Annotated in this window: 13 protein-coding genes; 3 read left to right on the top strand and 10 right to left on the bottom strand. The window is 34.8% G+C overall.

Annotation, left to right across the window (positions count from 1 at the left end):
- Positions 1-42 precede the first annotated feature (42 nt).
- From AC1B0Z_RS04640 to lysA, 7 genes are all read right to left on the bottom strand, one after another.
- On the bottom strand, positions 43-1,461 hold the full coding sequence (locus AC1B0Z_RS04640; protein WP_483794383.1) for an amidohydrolase family protein: 1,419 nt from the start codon (positions 1,459-1,461) through the stop codon (positions 43-45).
- 13 nt (positions 1,462-1,474) lie between these two features.
- Complete coding sequence (locus tag AC1B0Z_RS04635) at positions 1,475-2,656, bottom strand: acetyltransferase domain-containing protein (RefSeq protein WP_483794382.1); 1,182 nt, start codon at positions 2,654-2,656, stop codon at positions 1,475-1,477.
- A gap of 196 nt (positions 2,657-2,852) precedes the next feature.
- A complete protein-coding gene (locus tag AC1B0Z_RS04630) occupies positions 2,853-4,211 on the bottom strand; it encodes an MFS transporter (protein ID WP_483794381.1) in 1,359 nt (452 codons plus the stop codon).
- Positions 4,212-4,377: 166 nt separating this feature from the next.
- Positions 4,378-5,115, bottom strand: a complete 738-nt coding sequence (locus AC1B0Z_RS04625) for a hypothetical protein (RefSeq protein ID WP_483794380.1) — start codon at positions 5,113-5,115, stop codon at positions 4,378-4,380.
- 171 nt (positions 5,116-5,286) lie between these two features.
- Positions 5,287-6,030 (bottom strand): LytR/AlgR family response regulator transcription factor, encoded by a 744-nt coding sequence (locus AC1B0Z_RS04620; RefSeq protein ID WP_483794379.1) that lies wholly within the window; start codon positions 6,028-6,030, stop codon positions 5,287-5,289.
- Entirely contained in the window at positions 6,030-7,919 is a 1,890-nt protein-coding gene (locus AC1B0Z_RS04615; protein ID WP_483794378.1) for a tetratricopeptide repeat-containing sensor histidine kinase, read from the bottom strand. Before AC1B0Z_RS04615 ends, AC1B0Z_RS04620 begins: the two co-directional genes overlap by 1 nt.
- A 79-nt stretch (positions 7,920-7,998) precedes the next feature.
- Complete coding sequence (lysA, locus tag AC1B0Z_RS04610) at positions 7,999-9,234, bottom strand: diaminopimelate decarboxylase (protein WP_483795245.1); 1,236 nt, start codon at positions 9,232-9,234, stop codon at positions 7,999-8,001.
- A gap of 205 nt (positions 9,235-9,439) precedes the next feature.
- Between lysA and sucC the strand changes: the two genes are divergently transcribed.
- Together sucC and AC1B0Z_RS04600 are read left to right on the top strand one after the other, a co-directional pair.
- Positions 9,440-10,630 carry an ADP-forming succinate--CoA ligase subunit beta gene (gene sucC / locus AC1B0Z_RS04605; RefSeq protein ID WP_483794377.1) on the top strand — a complete coding sequence of 397 codons (1,191 nt, stop codon included), beginning with the start codon at positions 9,440-9,442 and terminating at the stop codon, positions 10,628-10,630.
- Positions 10,631-10,787: 157 nt separating this feature from the next.
- Entirely contained in the window at positions 10,788-11,129 is a 342-nt protein-coding gene (locus tag AC1B0Z_RS04600) for a hypothetical protein (RefSeq protein WP_483794376.1), read from the top strand.
- A 21-nt stretch (positions 11,130-11,150) separates the two neighbouring features.
- Here the strand turns inward: AC1B0Z_RS04600 and AC1B0Z_RS04595 are convergent, their stop codons facing one another.
- Positions 11,151-11,405, bottom strand: a complete 255-nt coding sequence (locus AC1B0Z_RS04595) for a DUF1456 family protein (RefSeq protein WP_483794375.1) — start codon at positions 11,403-11,405, stop codon at positions 11,151-11,153.
- 370 nt (positions 11,406-11,775) lie between these two features.
- On the opposite strand from AC1B0Z_RS04595, the gene AC1B0Z_RS04590 reads away from it, so the two are divergent.
- On the top strand, positions 11,776-12,189 hold the full coding sequence (locus AC1B0Z_RS04590) for a TerB family tellurite resistance protein (protein ID WP_483794374.1): 414 nt from the start codon (positions 11,776-11,778) through the stop codon (positions 12,187-12,189).
- A 59-nt stretch (positions 12,190-12,248) separates the two neighbouring features.
- On the opposite strand, the gene uvrB is transcribed toward AC1B0Z_RS04590, so the two are convergent.
- Together uvrB and AC1B0Z_RS04580 are read right to left on the bottom strand one after the other, a co-directional pair.
- Positions 12,249-14,252: an excinuclease ABC subunit UvrB gene (uvrB, locus tag AC1B0Z_RS04585; protein WP_483794373.1), complete on the bottom strand. Its 2,004-nt coding sequence runs from the start codon at positions 14,250-14,252 to the stop codon at positions 12,249-12,251.
- A gap of 24 nt (positions 14,253-14,276) precedes the next feature.
- On the bottom strand, positions 14,277-19,433 hold the full coding sequence (locus AC1B0Z_RS04580; protein ID WP_483794372.1) for a T9SS type B sorting domain-containing protein: 5,157 nt from the start codon (positions 19,431-19,433) through the stop codon (positions 14,277-14,279).
- Positions 19,434-19,510: the final 77 nt, after the last annotated feature.

Genomic DNA, 19,510 nt, shown 5'->3' with positions numbered 1-19,510 from the left:
GACACTCGAAGTGACACTCCTAATTTTCAAACAAGATTCACGTTAATTCAATCCTACTTTTCCTTTAACAGATTCAAACAATTTTTTAGAGTCGAAACCAACCCCTTCCTTAAAAACAATTTCCATATTTCTGATGTTTTTAATGTCGGTTCTTAAGTCACCATCAATTAAAATTAAATCTGCAAGTTTTCCTTTTTCAATGGTGCCAATGGTGTTTTTTTGTTCTAAATAGCTAGCACCATTTAGTGTGCATATTTTTATCACATCTTCTAACGGAAAACCAGCTTCAACTAAAATTTCAATGGTACGTTGGTTGGCATAACCTGCAACTGTTCTTCCTGCACCTGTTGGGTCTGTACCTGCAACAAGTTTTCCTCCTTTATCGTAAAAACGTTTCAACCAAATAAGATTCTTTTCAAATCTTACCAGAGTTAGGGAATCCCTTCCAATGCTTCTGTCATAAATATTTTTTACTTCTTTTAAAACTTCGGGTGTTACGGCACTTTCCCCACCACCAGGAATCAATTCTCTATTAGTATATGGCTCAAAAACATTTGGTGTTGTTGTTATTGTGGTGCCGTTTTTAATTAAAATATCAATTAACCGATTTACTTTATCACTATCTACAGGCTCAGTAGTTAATGAAGTTCTGGCGTTAAACGGGTCACAAATATTTTCGTCTTTATCTTCATCAAAATCTGTTGAAGCCATAAATCCATGTTCTAGATTATCAATACCAAGATTAGAAGCTTCTTCATAAGTAACGGAGCATAAATGTCCCGTAACTTTAAGACCTCTTTTATGCGCTTCTTCTATACAAACTCGCATATCTTCTTTGGTAATATTATTGTATAATTTAAAAGAGGTAACACCTCTATTTGTCCAATAGTCTACCATTTCAGAAACTTCTTTAGTGTCTTTGATGAAACCTAATTCAGCAATTGGAGGACCTTCACGCTCAATAAACGGACTAGTAACGTCCATTTTTGGTCCAGTCATTTTGCCCTCAGAGATCCATTGTTTAACATTTAAATCAGATTGTGGTTGAATACTACCCGCAGTGCGCATAGTAGTAACACCACCAGCTAAATAGAGCCTTGGAAATGAAAAGGTCATTTGTCCCACGCTAAACCAATCTTCAAAGAATTTAGTGTAGAATAAATGTTCATGCATCATTACTAAACCAGGAATAACTGTTTTTCCTGTGCCATCAATAACTAAGGCATCTTTTGGTGTTTTTACTTTTGAGCTATCACCAAAATCATAAATAATTTTGTCTTTTAAAATAACAGTTTGTTTTTCTTTTATAGCATTACCTGTGCCGTCTATTACAGTTACATTTTCAATAACTACAAGCATAGTGTCAACGCTAATAAAGGTTTTTACTCGTGGAGAGAACTCTTGTGCAGTAATTTTTAATGTGTATAAAACGGCAGCAATATATAAGATTATTTTTTTCATAAATGTGGTATTTCTAAAGATAACTTAACCACCATTTGTCTTTATTTGAAGCTTTATAAGTCATATATTTTTTGCTTGGAAAATAAAGTAATGCGATTATAAATATCCAAACTAAATATACAACAAATAACGAATAACCGTAGTTTAGGAGTTTAGCATTCATAAAGACATCTTGTGTAAGAATCATGTTTGTCCAATCACCGCCAAATATTAAAATGCCTATGATGGCTAAAGCATGTATTACTATGACATGCAGGAAATAATAGAATAAGGGCACTCGTCCGAAAACCAAAAGAAAATCTGTTATTTTATTTTTAATATTTTCTATTGCATACAAAAATAGAAGAGCGGGCCCCATGGTAATTAGCAGGTAGCTTAAGGATGGCGGATACTTTGTAACTTTAAAGAACGATAGTACAGTTTTAGTTGTAGTATCTTGCACGGACCAAGGTACTAAATCACCATAAATATTTATGCCTCTAAGAATAAAAAACAATACAATTGCACCAATTCCTATAGAAAGTAAATACGTGTTTCTAATTTTTGGGTCGAAGTCTTTTTTATAAAGCATTCCAAAGCAATAGCCCAAAGTTATTAAACCAAACCAAGGAATAATCGGGTAGGCAAATGCTACTAATTTATCACCTATAGTAATAAATTGTTGTTGATGCAAAATATACCAAATTATAGATTTAAAACTTGTACCATCAAGAATAATATTATCTAGTAAATTATGACCTCCAACTAAAACTAGCCCTAATACTAGTAATGCTCTAACAGGAATATAAATAGCAAACGATAGTAATACCATGCATAAGCCTATAGCCCATATAACTTGTAAAAATATAAGGCTATACGTAACATCAAACTTCCAAACAAAATTATTAACAACTATAGCTAAAAAAATAAGCCAAAATCCTCTTGTAATTAGAAATTTAAATAACTGTTTTTTTGTTTTTTTAGTGCCGTATAAATATGCAGAAGTACCCGCTAGAAAAATAAAAACAGGGGCACAGTAATGCGTAATAAACCTAGTGAAAAACAAAAAAGGCGTTGTTGTATTTAAATCTGTAGGATCAGTGAAAAAAGAACCGTAATGAAAATAGTCTCTCGTATGATCTAATGCCATAAGTACCATCACGAGTCCTCTAAGGATATCTATGGATTCGATTCTTGATGATTTGATTTGTGGCATAACCTGGTATTTTAAGTTAGATGATATGAATTAAAGATATGAAAAGCAAGTGAGACTGGTTTTTAAGAACTCGTTTAAACAGGCGCATCAGTAATAGCTTATCATTAACTAATTGCAAAACTTCAAAACATTTCAACATCGTAGAAGTATTTTTGCTATTACTGATGTTTTCTTCATATTCAGCCTGTTTTCTATTTTAATCCTTAATAACCTGTGGTGTTACTAAAACTTTATCCAAAATACTAAAGCTATCTATTTTTTTTCTGTGTTTATCAAAGCATACAAACTTCATCAACAATGCCATGATTAAAGGCAGTATTGCTACAAATAGAAATACGTAATCCCAAGTGAAATACGTTTTAAGGATACCCAAGAGAGCAGACCCCGAAGCTCTTCCCATATTGGACAATGCCATATAAAGTGTAAATTGTGTAGCGGCTACTGTTTTCCAACATAATTGCATGGCGGAAGCAAAAACTGCAATACATAAAAACGTATACAGTGTATAATAACCAACTATAAACATGTAGATAAATATGTTGCTGCTACAAAAATTACTGGTAAATGCAAATACGGCAATTAATGTGGCTATGACTGTTAAGTAGAACATTAGCATCTTCATTTTTCCAAAGTAATCCACTAAATATCCACCAACAAACATCCCTAAAACACCACCAATAATTGAAGCTATTGAAAACACTTGAGAGAATGAAGTGTTTGTCCAGCCTAATTCTTGCACAGAGAAAATAGGAAAGAGTGTATCCATTAAGCCGTACATTATACCTATGACGAATGAGGCTATTCCAAAAATGATACTTCCTTTCAATCGTATTACACGATACAGGCTTTTTAAGATTTGAGACCAACTCCTGAGTTGTGTTTTTTTTGATTTGGAATTGGCTCTCCCTTTGCTCCAAGGCATAGTTTTTTCGCCAGGGCGTTCGGTGAAATATATTGGCACTATCATTATGAGAGCCACAGCTATGGACAACGATGCGATAGCAGACTTAAACCCGATAGAGTTAATTAGTGCTGTTCCAATAACTAGTGATAACGAAGTGCCAATGATTTTTGATCCCCACATTAAGCCATTGGCTCGGGCTTGTTCATCTGGGGGAATTACATCTACAGCCATTCCATCAGTTGCTACATCTTGAAAAGCCCCAAAAAAACTAATTAAAAACCCAACTGTGGCCAGAGCAGTTAAATTATGCAGTGGGTCTGCAATAAAAGCAATACTTAAAAAACTAAGAATTAACCCTAACTGACCGAATATAACCCATGGGCGTTTTCTACCCATGGCCAAATAAGTGAAACGATCCATTAATGGCGCTACTATTATTTTAAAGCTCCACGGTATACCAATAATACCAACAAATGTAGCTATTTCTAAAGGAGTTTTGTTATTCATGGCTAACCAAGCTGGAATAGCAAAAAATGTAATACCTTCAGGAATACCTTGGGCTATATAAAGTGTAGAAAACGAAAAATATCGAGATATAGCACTTGCCGTAAGGTTCCTACTAAATTTTCGATTTAATCTTAGTTGTAACACGGTGTAGGAATGAATAATGATTAGAGTGATGTACAGAAACTAAATTCTTTGAAATAAAGAAGTGAATGGTCAAAATTTCAAAAACACCGTACTAGTAACTCAAATATTAAAAATGACGCCAATAGCACAGTGTTTTCTAAAATTAGGTTGGTTAATTACGTTTAGTTTACATCATACTTAACTCTTTTTCTAATGTGTATGTATAGCTAGAGGAATTTTTAAGTACAGCATAAAATTTTTCACGAATCTCCTTTGTTTTTGCTTTTCCGTGCACTTTTTCATAGCTTTCCCATGCACTAGATCTTTCCTTATCTAAATCTGCGAAATCCTTGAAAGGCGTGGATACAAAATAGTTCATACCTTCTCCTGCCATATAGCGGTACCAATATGAGCGCAAATTACCTTCTTCAGCTTTGATAGCTGCAGTAACTTCGTTTACAATTTCATTGAAAACCATACTGTTGCTAATAGTAAAGCTGTTTACCCAAACAATGGTATTATCCCCTAATGGCTCTTTTTTACTTACTTTAGGCATTGGTCTGGCAGTATTGTATTCAGTACTTTCAATATGAGGTATAATAGAGCTTATTGCAATTGCGCTACAGGCTTTTCCAGCTGGATTACTTTTATCCATTTCTGCCCAGTTTTTTAGCCTTGAAGCCATTACATAAACATTGCCTTTACCCTGCAAACGATGCCAAACATTCCAAGTGTCTTTTCCACCGTTTTCTTTGTAGCATTTATTCCACTTTTTTACCCCGTCTGTAAAATTAGAATTGTGACCAAATTTAACAGTAAATTCTGTTAAGTCTAAGATAAAGTTGTCATCGTCTTGTGCTTGGGTTGCAATTGGTAGCATCAATAAAAAAGATGCCAACACTAAAATGGTTTTAAAAGATTTCATAATTAATAGTATTTAAATGGTTAATGATAATTGAATTCATTCGTTGAATTCTTGACCAAGTAACTGATTATCAATTTGAAATTGTATTGATTTAGGACGAAAGTGCTATTTTATTGTCCGAATGTTTACATTTCTTTATTGAAGTATGTTTGGAAAGCGAAGCATGCACTTTTACAGGGTTTGGAGGCGTTGTAACAATTCATCTTTTAATGATTTACTTATAGGAATTGCTTTTTTTCCGATAACGATATGACTGTTTGCAACTTCGTTAATTTTAGAAATGTTGATGATGTAGGAACGATGCACACGCAGAAAATGTTTTGATGGCAGTTTTTCGTCCATGTCCTTTAGAGTCATTACCAACAAATGCTCTTTAGTTTTTGAATAAATACGACAGTAATTACGTTCTGCTTCAATATAAAGGATGTCATTGATATCTACCTTAACCATAGAATTATTATGGCGCACAAATACACTATCGCTTAAAATAAAAGATTCTGAATTTTGTTGTTCTGTATGATTAGGTTCTTTAGTTTCAGAAGCTATTTGGCTAATGGTTAATTCTATTGTACGTTGAAGATCTAATTTTTTATAGGGTTTTGCAATAAAACCATAAGGATGTGTTTGTTTCGCTCTGTTAAAATGTGCATCATCAACATTAGCTGTTAAATAAATAATAGGGATGTTATTATTTTTTTGCATTGCTTTTGCGGTTTCAATACCGTCTAAAGCACCTTTTAAATTTATATCTAAGAGTAAGATATCTGGTTTGTTCGCCTCTATTTGCTTTAAAGCATCTTCCCCTCTTGGAACAATTCCAGTAACCTCATAGCCTAATTCCGTAAGTTGAAGTGAAATATTGGCAGCAATAATCATTTCATCTTCAACTATAAGTATTTTGGTTTTATCTTCCATTATGCCGCAGTGTCAAGTGAAAATTCAAATTCTACAAGCGTACCACTTTCTGATTTTTCAATCATTTTACCATTCAGTTGTTGAGTAAGAAGGCTTACCAACTGAGAACCAAACCCTGTACCCTTTGGAGCCAAACCTTTGGTTTTTCCAACACCATTATCTGCAACTATTAACTTTAATACATTATTGTTGGTTTTCTTCAAACTAATACTAATCTCGCCATTATCTTTTTCTGGAAAAGCATATTTTAAGGCATTTGTGAGCAGTTCATTTACAATTAAACCAATAGGTACAGCTGTATCAACATCTAAATCAAGATTATCCATGGCACACTTAATACTTACCTTATCGTCAGCATCAAATGTATCCAAAATGCCTTCGCTTAAGTTGATGAAGTAATCCTTCATTTCTATACTTCCTAAATTTTCACCTTGATAGAGTTTCTGATGAATAATTCCCATAGATTGTACCCTGTTTTGACTTGCAATCATTGCGTCTCTAGTAGCACCATCTTCAATTTGGGCGGATTGTAAGGCTATTAGGCTCTTAACCATTTCTAAATTATTTTTAACACGGTGGTGAATTTCTTTAAGTAGCAATTCGTTTTCGGAGTTTTTGGCGTGAATAATTCGTGTTGCTTTCTTATTCTTATTGAAAAAGTAGAGCAGTGATAAGAGTAATAGCCCTAATAAAGCCGCCGCCGCTATAATCAAGTTTTGTGTTTTTGTCTTTTGCGCTAGTAATGTCGCTTGATTAGCTAAAGCTTCATCTTTTTTACCTGTTTCATATTTCACAATAGTTTCTGCTTCAAGATTATCGATGGTACCCTTGAGATCATTGATTTCGTTAGTCTTTGCTTTGCTGTTGTAGAGAAGCGCATTCTTGTAGTCACCAAGCATTTCGTAGCATTTGGCTAAATCCTCGTATTGGGTGACTAGGGTAGTGGTTCCTTTTTTTTCATACGCTTTTACTCCATCTGATAAATATTTTAGGGCTTTCTTGTAATTGTTTTGCAATAAATAGACTTTACCAATTTCTGTTTCGTATGTAGCACATCGTTCTTTACCGATTTTAGCTGAACATATTTCCCATGCCTTGATGAAATCTTCTAATGCTTTATCGTATTTTTTTTCTTTTAAGTAAACTTCGCCTCTGTAGGAATGACCTCTTACCATAATAAAGGTCTCTTCAGGCACTTTTTTTCTCACAGTCTCTAAACAATAATCGGCTGCTGCGTATGCTTTTTCAAACTCGCCTAATTCCCCATAACTCTGAATAAGGCTAAATTGGGCAATGGCAACTCCTGCATAGTTTTCTGCTTTTTCTAGAATAGGTAGGGCTTTGTTTAGGTACTCTATTGACTTTTCATAATCTTCCATAATCTGGTAAAGTGCTCCAAGTGTTCGGTACGCCCTTCCCAAACCCGCTTCATCTTCCAGCTCCTCATAAAGAGATATAGCCTTAAATAATACATCTTGTGATTTATCTAACTCCCTTATATTTATGTAGTCTATTGATAAGGCTCTATAGGTGTTTGCAATTTTCTTTTTATCATTAAGTTTTATATAAATATTTAATGCGTTGTTGGCGTGGTGTATTATTGAATCACCTGGAAATGTACCATTATAACTATACCAATTGGCCATTTCCTCATGGACTTCGGCAATCGTTTTAATTTCTGATTCTTTTTTGCTTCGCTTAAGTGTTTGTAATCCAATAGCATGAAAATTATCTAAATCTTTGCCAGTGTAAGCATTGTTTCGCATCCATGATAAACACGAATCAATTGTAGCAGTTTGTAAATCTTCAGGCGTTAGAATTTTGGATTGGGAAAAGCAACTATATGCGAAGAAGCATAAGATAAAAATCGAGAGGTCGGTTTTAGTCATAAATTTCTAAGGTTGGAATTACATGACTTAGGGATGACCTAAAGGTAATAAAAAAGCGTTTCATTCGAAACGCTTTTTACTAAACTGTCGCAGCTTTTTTTGTTTTACTAGAAAAATCTACTTCTATTTGATTGTGAATAATGTCATCAAAAGTTTCACGTTTTCTAATTAAATGCGCTTTGTTGTTGTACCACAAAACTTCCGCAGGTCTGTATCTCGAATTGTAATTGCTAGCCATGGAGAAACAATAAGCACCCGCATTTTTAAAGCGTAAAATATCGCCCTCATTGATTTCATTGATGCGTCTGTTATTTCCAAACGTATCAGTTTCGCAAATGTAGCCTACAACAGAGTAAAATCGTTCACGACCATTAGGGTTTGAAATATTATCAATTTCGTGGTGCGACCCATAGAACATTGGTCTTACTAGATGATTGAAACCAGAATCTACCTGAGCAAAAACAGTAGAGGTAGTTTGCTTAACCGCATTTACTTTTGTCAAAAAATGTCCAGATTCACTCACGAGAAATTTACCAGGTTCAAAAGCTAAGGTTAATTCTTTACCATAGTCTTCACAAAATGCGTTGAATTTACTGGATAATTTTTTACCTAGTTCTTCAATATTTGTTTCGATATCTCCTGTTTTATAAGGCACTTTAAATCCAGACCCAAAGTCTATAAACTCTAAATTTTTGAAGTTTTTAGCAGTTTCAAACAAAATTTCGCTTGCATACAAAAACACGTCAATGTCAAGAATATCACTTCCGGTGTGCATATGAATACCATTAATGTTCATTTTGGTATTTTCAACAATACGTAACAAGTGAGGTATCTGGTGAATGGAAATACCAAACTTAGAATCTATATGTCCCACTGAAATATTAGCATTTCCACCAGCCATAACGTGCGGGTTTATACGAATGCAAACGGGAGTTTTGGGGTGCTTAGTTCCAAACTGTTCAAGTATGGAAAGGTTGTCAATGTTTATTTTAACTCCAAGTTTTGCCGCCTCTTCAATTTCATCTAGAGATACACCATTTGGTGTATAGATAATTTGATTTGGAGAAAAACCAGCTGCCAAACCAAGTTGTACTTCCTGAATAGAAACCGTATCTATACCAGAACCCAAATTTTTAAGTAACTTGAGGATAGATATATTTGATAACGCTTTTACCGCATAATTTATCTTTAGGTGTTTAATACCTTTAAATGCATCAGTTAATCTTTTATATTGTGATTCAATTTTCTCTCCCTCGTAAACATATACTGGGCTTCCAAAATCGTTTGCAATTTTTACTAAATCATTATTTTTCATCAATACAATTATAATTTCCGACAAAGATATTTTTTTAGTTTCAAAAACAAACAAATAACCAAATATTATACAAATTAAACAATGTGTTAAATATTTAACAGATAATTTCTGTTATTGATTTTTAAAAAAAGTCAATACTGCGTTAAATATTAGAATAATTACGAGTGATTATTTACTTTTGCTTTTCTAAAACAACGAGCAAATTATGAACTTACACGAGTATCAAGGAAAAGAGATATTAAGCAATTTTGGTGTGCGCATTCAACGTGGTATTGTTGCCCAAAATAAACATGAAGCAGTAGCAGCTGCAAAACAACTAACGTCTGAAACTGGCACAAGTTGGCATGTGATTAAGGCACAGGTTCACGCAGGTGGACGCGGAAAAGGTGGTGGTGTAAAGCTTGCTAAAAACTTGAATGAAGTTGAGGAAATTGCTGGACAAATTATTGGAATGAATTTAGTAACTCCTCAAACGTCCGCCGAAGGAAAGAAAGTGCATCAAGTACTTGTTGCTGAAGACGTGTATTATCCTGGCGAAACCGAAACCGATGAGTTCTATATGTCAGTGCTTTTGAATAGAGGAACTGGGCGCAACATGATTATGTATTCAACAGAAGGAGGTATGGATATTGAAACTGTGGCAGAAGAAACGCCTCATTTAATATTTACCGAGGAAATTGACCCAGCCGTTGGTTTATTGCCTTTTCAAGCTAGGCGCGTAGCGTTTAATTTAGGCTTATCTGGTATGGCTTTTAAAGAAATGACGAAATTTGTTACCGCGTTGTATACCGCGTATGTGAAGTCTGATTCTTCTTTATTTGAAATAAATCCAGTTTTAAAAACTAGTGATAACAAGATCATGGCGGTTGATGCTAAAGTTACCATAGATGATAACGCGCTATATAGACACAAGGATTACATTGATTTAAGAGATTTAAGAGAAGAAAATCCCATAGAAGTTGAAGCTAAAGAAGTTGGTTTAAACTATGTAGATTTAGATGGGAATGTAGGCTGCATGGTAAATGGAGCTGGTTTAGCAATGGCGACTATGGACTTAATTAAGCAAGCAGGTGGTGAGCCAGCAAACTTTTTAGACGTTGGCGGTACTGCGGATGCAGCCAGAGTAGAAGCAGCCTTTAAAATTATTTTGAAAGATCCTGCCGTAAAAGCTATTTTGATAAATATTTTTGGCGGAATTGTGCGCTGTGACCGTGTAGCACAAGGTGTAATAGATGCCTATAAAAACATGGGTAATATCAATGTCCCTATAATTGTAAGACTTCAGGGAACAAATGCAGATATTGCTAAGGAATTAATTGATAGTTCTGGGCTGGATGTATTGAGCGCTACTGAATTTCAGGAAGCCGCGGATAAGGTTCAAGACGTATTAGCTTAATAGTAACATTGAATATAATTTAAAAAAGCACCTTTTTAGGTGCTTTTTTTATTGATAAAACATCAATAAGAGGGTTTTAAGTTAAATAATGTTAAAAAATGTAAATTAAAACATACTTACTCGTCAATATGCGCATCAAATTAAAAAAACAAATATTATGAGAGCTTTAAAATGTTTATTGTTAATAGTAGTTATGGTGTCTGCTAGCACAGTGTCTGCGAATACAAACCCTATTAAAAAGGAAAAACCAACTACTATTACTGATGTAGTTGCTAAATTGTTAAAAAACCCAGAAATTCAAATTAATGAAGGTGCCTACATCGTTGCAGATTTATTTGTAAACACTAAAAATGAGATTGTGGTTTTATCTGTTAATTCTAATAGTGATGTATTAGAAAAATATGTTAAGGATAGATTAAATTATAAAATTGTAGACAATGGCGTAGTTAATTCAAAAAGAACATTTACAGTACCAATTAGGATAGTTAAATCTATCTAATCTAAAACTAAACGGTAATAATTAATTATTGCCGTTTTTTTTATTCTTTTGTTTTGGAGGCCTAGGACCCCTTAAATGAATGATTAAACCGTTTAAAAAATTTCTTAGGATTTGATCTCCGCACTCCATATATTTTGGATGATCTTCTCGTCTAAAGAAAGCACCCAATTCACTTTTTGAAATTCTAAAGTCTACCAAACCAAGAATCTTTACAATATCATCATCACGAAGTTTTAATGCTACTCTCAACTTCTTTAAAACATCATTATTTGTCATATGTTAATTATACTTATGTTTTGTAAATGCATTTCATCGATTTTACAAATGAGCCAATGCGTTTCTGGCGTTTTTGAAATAATTTCAAAGATACTTTATTATATCTTCTTTTAAAGACTCGTTTTTTATTTTACAACGTTTAATTAAGTGGTTGTTTATCAATTAATTACAATTATATTAACTGTAAAATAGTATAAATATTTAAAATGATGATATACGTTTTTTTTAGACTAAAAAAATTTTGGATTGATAAACTCGACAAAATAGCCGATAAATAACGCTTAGTTTTTCGATAAGAGGTGTCATATCTACGATTAGTACAAAAGCTTTCTGTGTAAATTTATACTGTAATAAAAATGACCCTCATAGAATGATTAATAGAATGGAAAAATTGAGTCTTTTATCAGAAATGATTGCCTTCGCGCAGTATGATAAGGACATTCAAGATATTGAATATAACTTCTTACTAGGAGTAGCTAAGCAATTGGATATTTCTCGTGAAGATTTTGACTATTTAATCAACCATCCCATAAATTACACGCATTTAAAATCGCATAGCGAACGCATCGTTCAATTTCACAGATTGGTTTTATTGATGAATATTGAACAGGAACATGGTAGAAATGCCGCCTCTGCTGGTGTGATAAAACTTTACAATTTTGGACTACGAATGGGACTAAGCCATGAATCCATCTCGAAAGTATTGTATTTGATGGAGAGTTTCCCTAATAAAATAGTGCCACCTGATGTTTTGATTGATATTTTTAAAACACAGTATAACTAATTAATGTTGACAAAGGTAGGTCGTTAATCGGCTGAATTTATGAAAAGCTAAAGGTTTGACTAAACCTTTAGCTTTTCTAATTTATCTTGGTAGTCTTTTATATCATCTCTAAGTTGTGCAGCAACTATGAAATCTAAAGCTTTAGCTGCATCTTCCATGAGTTTGCGCTTTTCACGAATTTTCTTTTCCAACTCTGGTTTGGTTAAATACTCGCTTTCCGGTTCGGCTGCTCTCGCGGCTTCCAATTCATAGCTGTAAGTACTTACAGAATTTTTGGCCAATGCATTATCCAAACTTTTATTTAATGCCTTTGGTTTAATATTGTGTTCAGTATTATATGCAATTTGTTTTTCACGTCGATAATTCGTTTCATCTATGGTTTTTTGCATACTGTTAGTGATTTTATCCGCATACATAATGGCTTTTCCATTTAGGTTTCTAGCTGCGCGTCCAACGGTTTGTGTTAAAGAGCGGTTAGACCGTAAAAAACCTTCTTTATCTGCATCCAAAATAGCAACTAATGATACCTCGGGTAAATCCAAACCTTCACGGAGTAGGTTTACACCAACGAGTACATCAAATAGACCTTTTCTTAAATCTTGCATAATTTCAACGCGTTCTAAAGTATCTACATCACTGTGAATATAGCGACAACGAATTTGAATGCGATCCAGGTACTTAGTTAATTCCTCTGCCATTCTTTTTGTTAATGTAGTGACTAATGTGCGCTCGTCTTTTTCAACCCGAACTTGAATTTCTTCAATTAAATCGTCAATTTGATTCAAACTAGGGCGTACTTCAATAATAGGATCCAATAAACCTGTTGGCCTAATTACCTGTTCTACATAAATACCGTCTGTTTTTTGTAGCTCATAGTCGGCAGGAGTTGCACTTACATATATAACTTGATTTTGAAGTGCCTCAAACTCTTCAAATTTTAAGGGTCTGTTATCCATTGCCGCTGGCAGTCTGAACCCATATTCCACGAGATTTTCTTTTCTGCTTCTGTCACCTCCATACATGGCGTGTACTTGCGAAATAGTAACGTGGCTTTCATCTACTACCATTAAATAGTCATCTGGAAAATAATCTAACAGGCAAAATGGACGTGTACCTGGAGCTCTACCATCCAGATACCTAGAATAATTTTCAATCCCAGAGCAATACCCCAATTCTCTTATCATTTCTAAATCAAACTCAGTGCGTTCTTTCAAACGTTTTGCTTCTAAATGCTTACCGATGTCTTTAAAATAGTCGTGCTGCTTTACTAAGTCGTCCTGAATTTCCTTTATAGCTCCTTGAAGAATTTCCGGTGAAGTAACAAACATATTTGCAGGGTAAATGTTGAGGCGATCGTATTTTTCAAGAACTTCATTTGTTTGAATATCAAAAGATTCAATATCCTCGATTTCATCCCCAAAAAAATGAATGCGGAAAGCATCATCTGCATAACTAGGAAATATATCTACGGTGTCTCCTTTTATTCTAAAATTACCGTGACGAAAATCTGCCTCGGTTCTAGAATATAGGCTTTGAACCAACTGATGTAATAGTTGTGTTCTAGAAATTACTTGATCTCTTTTGATTGTGATGACGTTTTTCTGAAATTCAATAGGGTTACCAATACCATAAAGACAAGATACTGACGCTACAACCAAAACATCACGTCTCCCTGAAAGTAGGGAAGAGGTAGTGCTTAATCGCATTTTTTCTATCTCTTCATTAATTGATAAATCTTTTTCGATATACACACCAGATACAGGAATATAAGCCTCGGGTTGATAGTAATCATAATAGGATACAAAATACTCTACAGCATTACTTGGGAAAAACTGCTTAAACTCAGAGTATAATTGCGCTGCAAGCGTTTTGTTGTGCGCCAAAACTAAGGTAGGGCGTTGCACTTCTTCAATAACATTTGCAACGGTAAATGTTTTACCGGAACCAGTTACTCCCAAAAGTGTTTGGTATTTTTCACCCGAAGTTACACCATCTGAAAGCTGTTGTATGGCTCCTGGTTGATCTCCAGTAGGATTAAATTCTGATTCTATTTTGAATTTCATTCAGCAAAATTACGGAAATACTGCTTACCTTTTTAAGGTAAAGTGTCCCATAAATGTTCTGCCATCTTCAAGATTCACTTTAAACCAATAGTCGTCTGTTGGCATCAGCTGTCCATTATATGTACCGTCCCAACCATCGGAAGAGGTAAGGAGCTGTTTAATAAGTTTACCATAGCGGTTATAGATATATATGGTACTATTAGCCTGTGTACTTTCATCTACACCTTTAATATTCCAAGTATCATTGAAACCATCTCCATTAGGCGTGAAAAACCTGAAATATCCAACCACCGATATGTCTAATGTAGAGACTCCACAAATAGTATCGCGTACGTAAATGGTGTAAAATCCTGGTTTTACCCTGTCGAAAAATGGATCAGCTTGATAATCTATAAAGGTTGAATTGTCTTCTACAAGCGCATATTCATAATCACCGCTACCTAGATTTGTTGGGTCTATTGTAACCGAGTTGTTTTCAGAAATATCAACTATGATAACATCATCTAATGTAATTATTGCTTGTTCGGAGGCGTCAACTACTATTTCCCTAGATCTAGAACAACTTGTACCATCGGTTTTGGATAAAGTTATCGTGTACGTACCCGGGTCTGATATATCAATATCTCTATCATTTGAAATAAATTGATTGATTGTGGTACCATCTAAACTCGTCCATAGCCATTCATAATCAAAAACTTCAGACGGGCTATCTTCAAAAGGTTCTAAATTAATTTCAAAAGTAGGATCCGAAGTACACACAAGTTGAGGCGTGATAACGGAAAACTCTGGAAGTGGATTTACAACTAAATTGATAATAGTACTATCTGAACACGACATATTTGTTGGATTGAACACTTCAACAAATACAGTTTGCGATGAAGAAATCAAGGGATTAGGCAAACTACTCTGATCGATTAAAAAATCACCATTTTCATCAATATAATCATAATTGATGTCCATACCTGTTTGACTATCAAGAATTGTACTGGTAAATGTAGAGGTGTCAAATGGATACAGACCATCATCATCAATATCGCCATTATCACCATCACACACCACTTGTTGGGGTACGGGGTTAGCTATTGGTAGAATATCTACAATAAAATCTACAAAAGTTTCATCATAGCAAGCTCCATCAGGATCTAAAGTGTTATTGTTGGTAACCCTTACAGTTATAATTTGATTTTCAGTGAAAAATATATCTTGAATTGGGCTAACCACAGGAGTGCCATCATTATAAAGTAATGGGTTGCCGCTATTGTCAAAATAAGTAATCGTGACATCTGATGGATTTTGACCATTGAGAATATTGTTTTCGAGCTGAGAGACATCAAACGGATGGTTTAATACATTATCTGTTAGGTTAAAATCGCATTCCCTTTCTAAAGTTACTGGATGCGCTACGGGTAGTGCTTCCACATTTAATAAATTAGTAAATTCTTCAAGCCCCAAGCAATCATTGCCCAAATCACTTTTTACTCTTACCCAAATATTTTGGGTATTAGGTGAATTTGTATTTTCATGGTTTTCAATATCTACTATTTCATTGGTTTCTAATTCTGCATCTGTAAGACTTTCATAAAAATGTACCGTAACGTTTATAGTATTAAAAATTGTTATAGTAATCTCGTTACGAATGGATGTCATATCAAATGTAGCAATACCATCTCGATTATCTGCGCCATCATCACACTGATAGATTGGAGTGGGGTTGTATGATGCTAATGCTGCACTACTCGGGTTCACTTCTAATGTAATTGGGGTAACCCTATGGCAACCATTGGGGTCTTCCACACGAATCCATATTGTTTCTGGAGCAAAACCTAAAGCATCTTGATAGGCTTCTGGAGTAACAATTGCATTTGTGGCACTTTCTGCTTCTGGCTGTGTTTCGTAATATGTAAATATTAGGTTTTCGCTCTCAAAATTAGGATTGATTTCTGCCTTAATATCATCTAAAGTTAGATTGAAAAAAGCTTGACCGTCATTACTGTCATCATCACACTGAGAGTAAGTGTCAGGAACGTTGACAGTGGGTAAAGCAAAAAGGCTGAGTGTAGCAGTTTCAGAAAATATTCCACAAGAGTTGCCTGCTCTATCTATTTTAACCCTATACATATTACCATCATAAACTGCAGGTATATTTGAAATGGATAATACATCAGTTTGAACATCAGTATATATGGCATCGTTTGTAAGGGTCGTCCAGTTTGCCCCATCTGTACTTACTTCCCATTGGTAGGCTTCGGCTTCTGATGATATAATACTAAACGTTACATTGGAAAGTTGGCAAACCGTTGTGTTTTGTGGTTGCGTGGTTATAGTTAAGGGTGTACCATCTAAATAATCAGAATTTGGTAGTGTATAGCCATCAGAAGCATTGTTTACCAAACCATTAACATCTACAGTTGCTATATTGTCACCAAGGTAATCATCACCATTAGCATCAGAAAATCCGGCTTCAATAACATCGCTACAGTCATCACCATCACTATCGGCATCAATATAGCTGAATGTAGAATCGGCGTCTAAATCGTTTAAGGTATAACCAATTATATTGCTGTCTGGTGTAGTTTCGGCGGCATCTGCCCAACCATTAGCGCCATAATTTGGACCATCTTCGATACCATCTAAATTGGTGTCAGAAAGCAGTCCCAGTTCACCTGTTTCAATTAAATCCGTAATGCCATCATTATCGCTATCCAAATCATAAAAATCTAAAATTCCGTCCCCGTCGGTATCTATTGGACTAAGGGATATATCGTAAATATCATCTAACCCATTTAGATCCGCATCTGTTGCGGAAAGGGGTACTAATACGCCTTGATTTTCAATAAAATCGGGAATACCATCATTATCGCTATCCAAGTCAAATTCATCTTTAACACCATCATTATCATTGTCTTTTTTGAAACAAGTAAGGGAAAGATTTCCGCTGAATACTGATGATTGTACTACACTTGTTGATTTGTGTGTAAAAATAAACCCATCAACTTGATTTGCGAAAAACTCGTATGGCGTTGTATCTGTTGGTGAAGGGTTGATCTTAAAGTGAATTTCAGACCCTGATATTTGTGTGATTCCTGCTTCAAAAATACCATCAAAATTAGAATCTACTAGTAATCTATCATCAGGATCTACCAACGTGATGTTTTTATTAGATGGTAGAATTTGTGCTATGAAAAATTCTTCGTTTACTGTATTGTGGATAACTGTTGTATTCTCTGAGAGCTTAACATTTACAGGCTCAGTGAAATTTAGTGCATATATATTTTCTGAATCTGGTGCGGGTAGCGCCGTACTTGTAAAATTGCCCGTATTAGTAGCCGTAAAGGTATTGGTGCTTCCAGAACTATTTGTTTGAACATAAGAACTGCTAGGTATGCTTGTGTTTACCGTTCCATCCTGAAATTCCAATTGAGGTAGATTAATGTTTGATAAATTCATAACAACATCACCCCTGGATTCGGTGCAATTTAAAATACCGTCATTATCGTTATCGACATCTATATTGTCAATTATACCATCGTTATCCCTGTCATCGGGACAAATACTAACAGGTACTTCGGGGGATTCCAAACGTTCTAATGTACACGTAATAATACCAATTAGTTTATATCGGCCAGGTACAGCAGGCATTATACTAGTTGCTGATATTCCTAAGTCCACAAAACCTGAGCCAGAACCATCGTCAAATTGCCATTCAAAGCTATCAAAACTTTCAGCGTTTGCAGCTTCTAAGGTAATATTTGGTATACAATTACCAAGTGCAGCAAATTGTGTGTCAAAATTAATTTCTGGTGCCGTGGGAAAACCAGAATAAAAACTACCAGATGTGGCGGCACCATTTACATTAAAATAAGCAACATAAAGCTCATCACTGCCTTGAACAGATATATTCCCCGTTAAACCAGTGACACGATAGGTCACATAATCATTATTTCCAGTTACAGCATTTGGGCCATTACTGTTGAAGTTAGCCAATGGTAAGTTATTTATGGTTACCGTAGCGCCAGTTCTCGTAACAATTGTAAGTCCTCCGCTGAATACTGTACCTCCAATTCTATCTATATTGGCTATGTTATTAATATTGCCTCTAGTTTCACAGCTAAGCGGGGGTACAAAGAACATGCCTTGATTTGCTTCGGAATTACTCCCTCCAACACCTTGATAAGCAAAAACAGGTTGAGACGTTGCAACGTACATATTACCACTTACGTTATAAGAATCACCCTCAATTATTAAAAACTGTCCAGCATTTAAGGTGGTTCCCGTAGGGTTTCCATTAACACTTACGGTTGTATTATCTGTGTGCGCTACAATTAAGACATTTTCCCACCCGTTTGGTCCATCACCTCTAACAAATATATATTCATTTCCCACTTTGCTCAGTCCAACAATTTGATCAATACCATAGTCTCTAGCACCACCAGTACCAAAACTTCCATTTGCTGATCCGCAATTTACCACAATGGGTTTATCTGAATTTACTAAACAGCCAATTAAGCCAGCTCTATTTACCAGTGCATCAAAACTGTTTAAGGCTATGGTATAACTTTGGCCCTCATTTAAAGTTACGTTTACTGGAACTGCACCCGTATAATTCTGTATGATGAGGTTATTCGCAAGGTTGCTAAAATTAACTTGTGTATTGTCTTCTGTTGCAATGACCGATACAAAATTCAGGTAATTATCTTGAGGGTTTGCATTTGGATAAGTACCTATTCTAAAAATATTGCCAAGAGCAGACGCACCTTTACTTACCAAAGCTCCGGCTTGGGAACCACTAGTGGCGCCAATCATCCTTACTGATACATAAATTGGAGACTCAGCTTCGATAATATAACCTCTATTGCTCGTAATGGTACTGGTTTGCCCAGGTGGGATAAACAATTGAGTATTACCTCCGTTGCCTATCGCAATTTCGCTTGGTAAAGCGTTTGAAACTGTACCAGAAATGTTAGAGGTAGGGGGTTGGCCAACTAATGTAATGGTATAGTTTACAGGGTTTGCTGATGGTGTTGATAAATATAAATATTGATCTTGAGGAAGGGAACTATTGGCATCTGCATAGGTTAATGGCGGTAGATAGTGTTTTTTACTTAATTGGGAAAACCCTTTAGAGCTAAAACAAATAATTAGGCAAACAAGAAGATGTTTTAAAATAGAGCTATTAATCATTTTAAAAAGGACATTTTTTTTCGAATGTTAAATATAGAATATTTAATTCTCTTAGACTTAAGTAAACGCTCAAGGTT

The sequence above is a fragment of the Hyunsoonleella sp. J2K-J805 genome, from assembly GCF_057167125.1.
The sequence above is the reverse complement of the archived record's forward strand: the minus strand, read 5'-3'. Positions and strand labels throughout refer to the sequence as shown.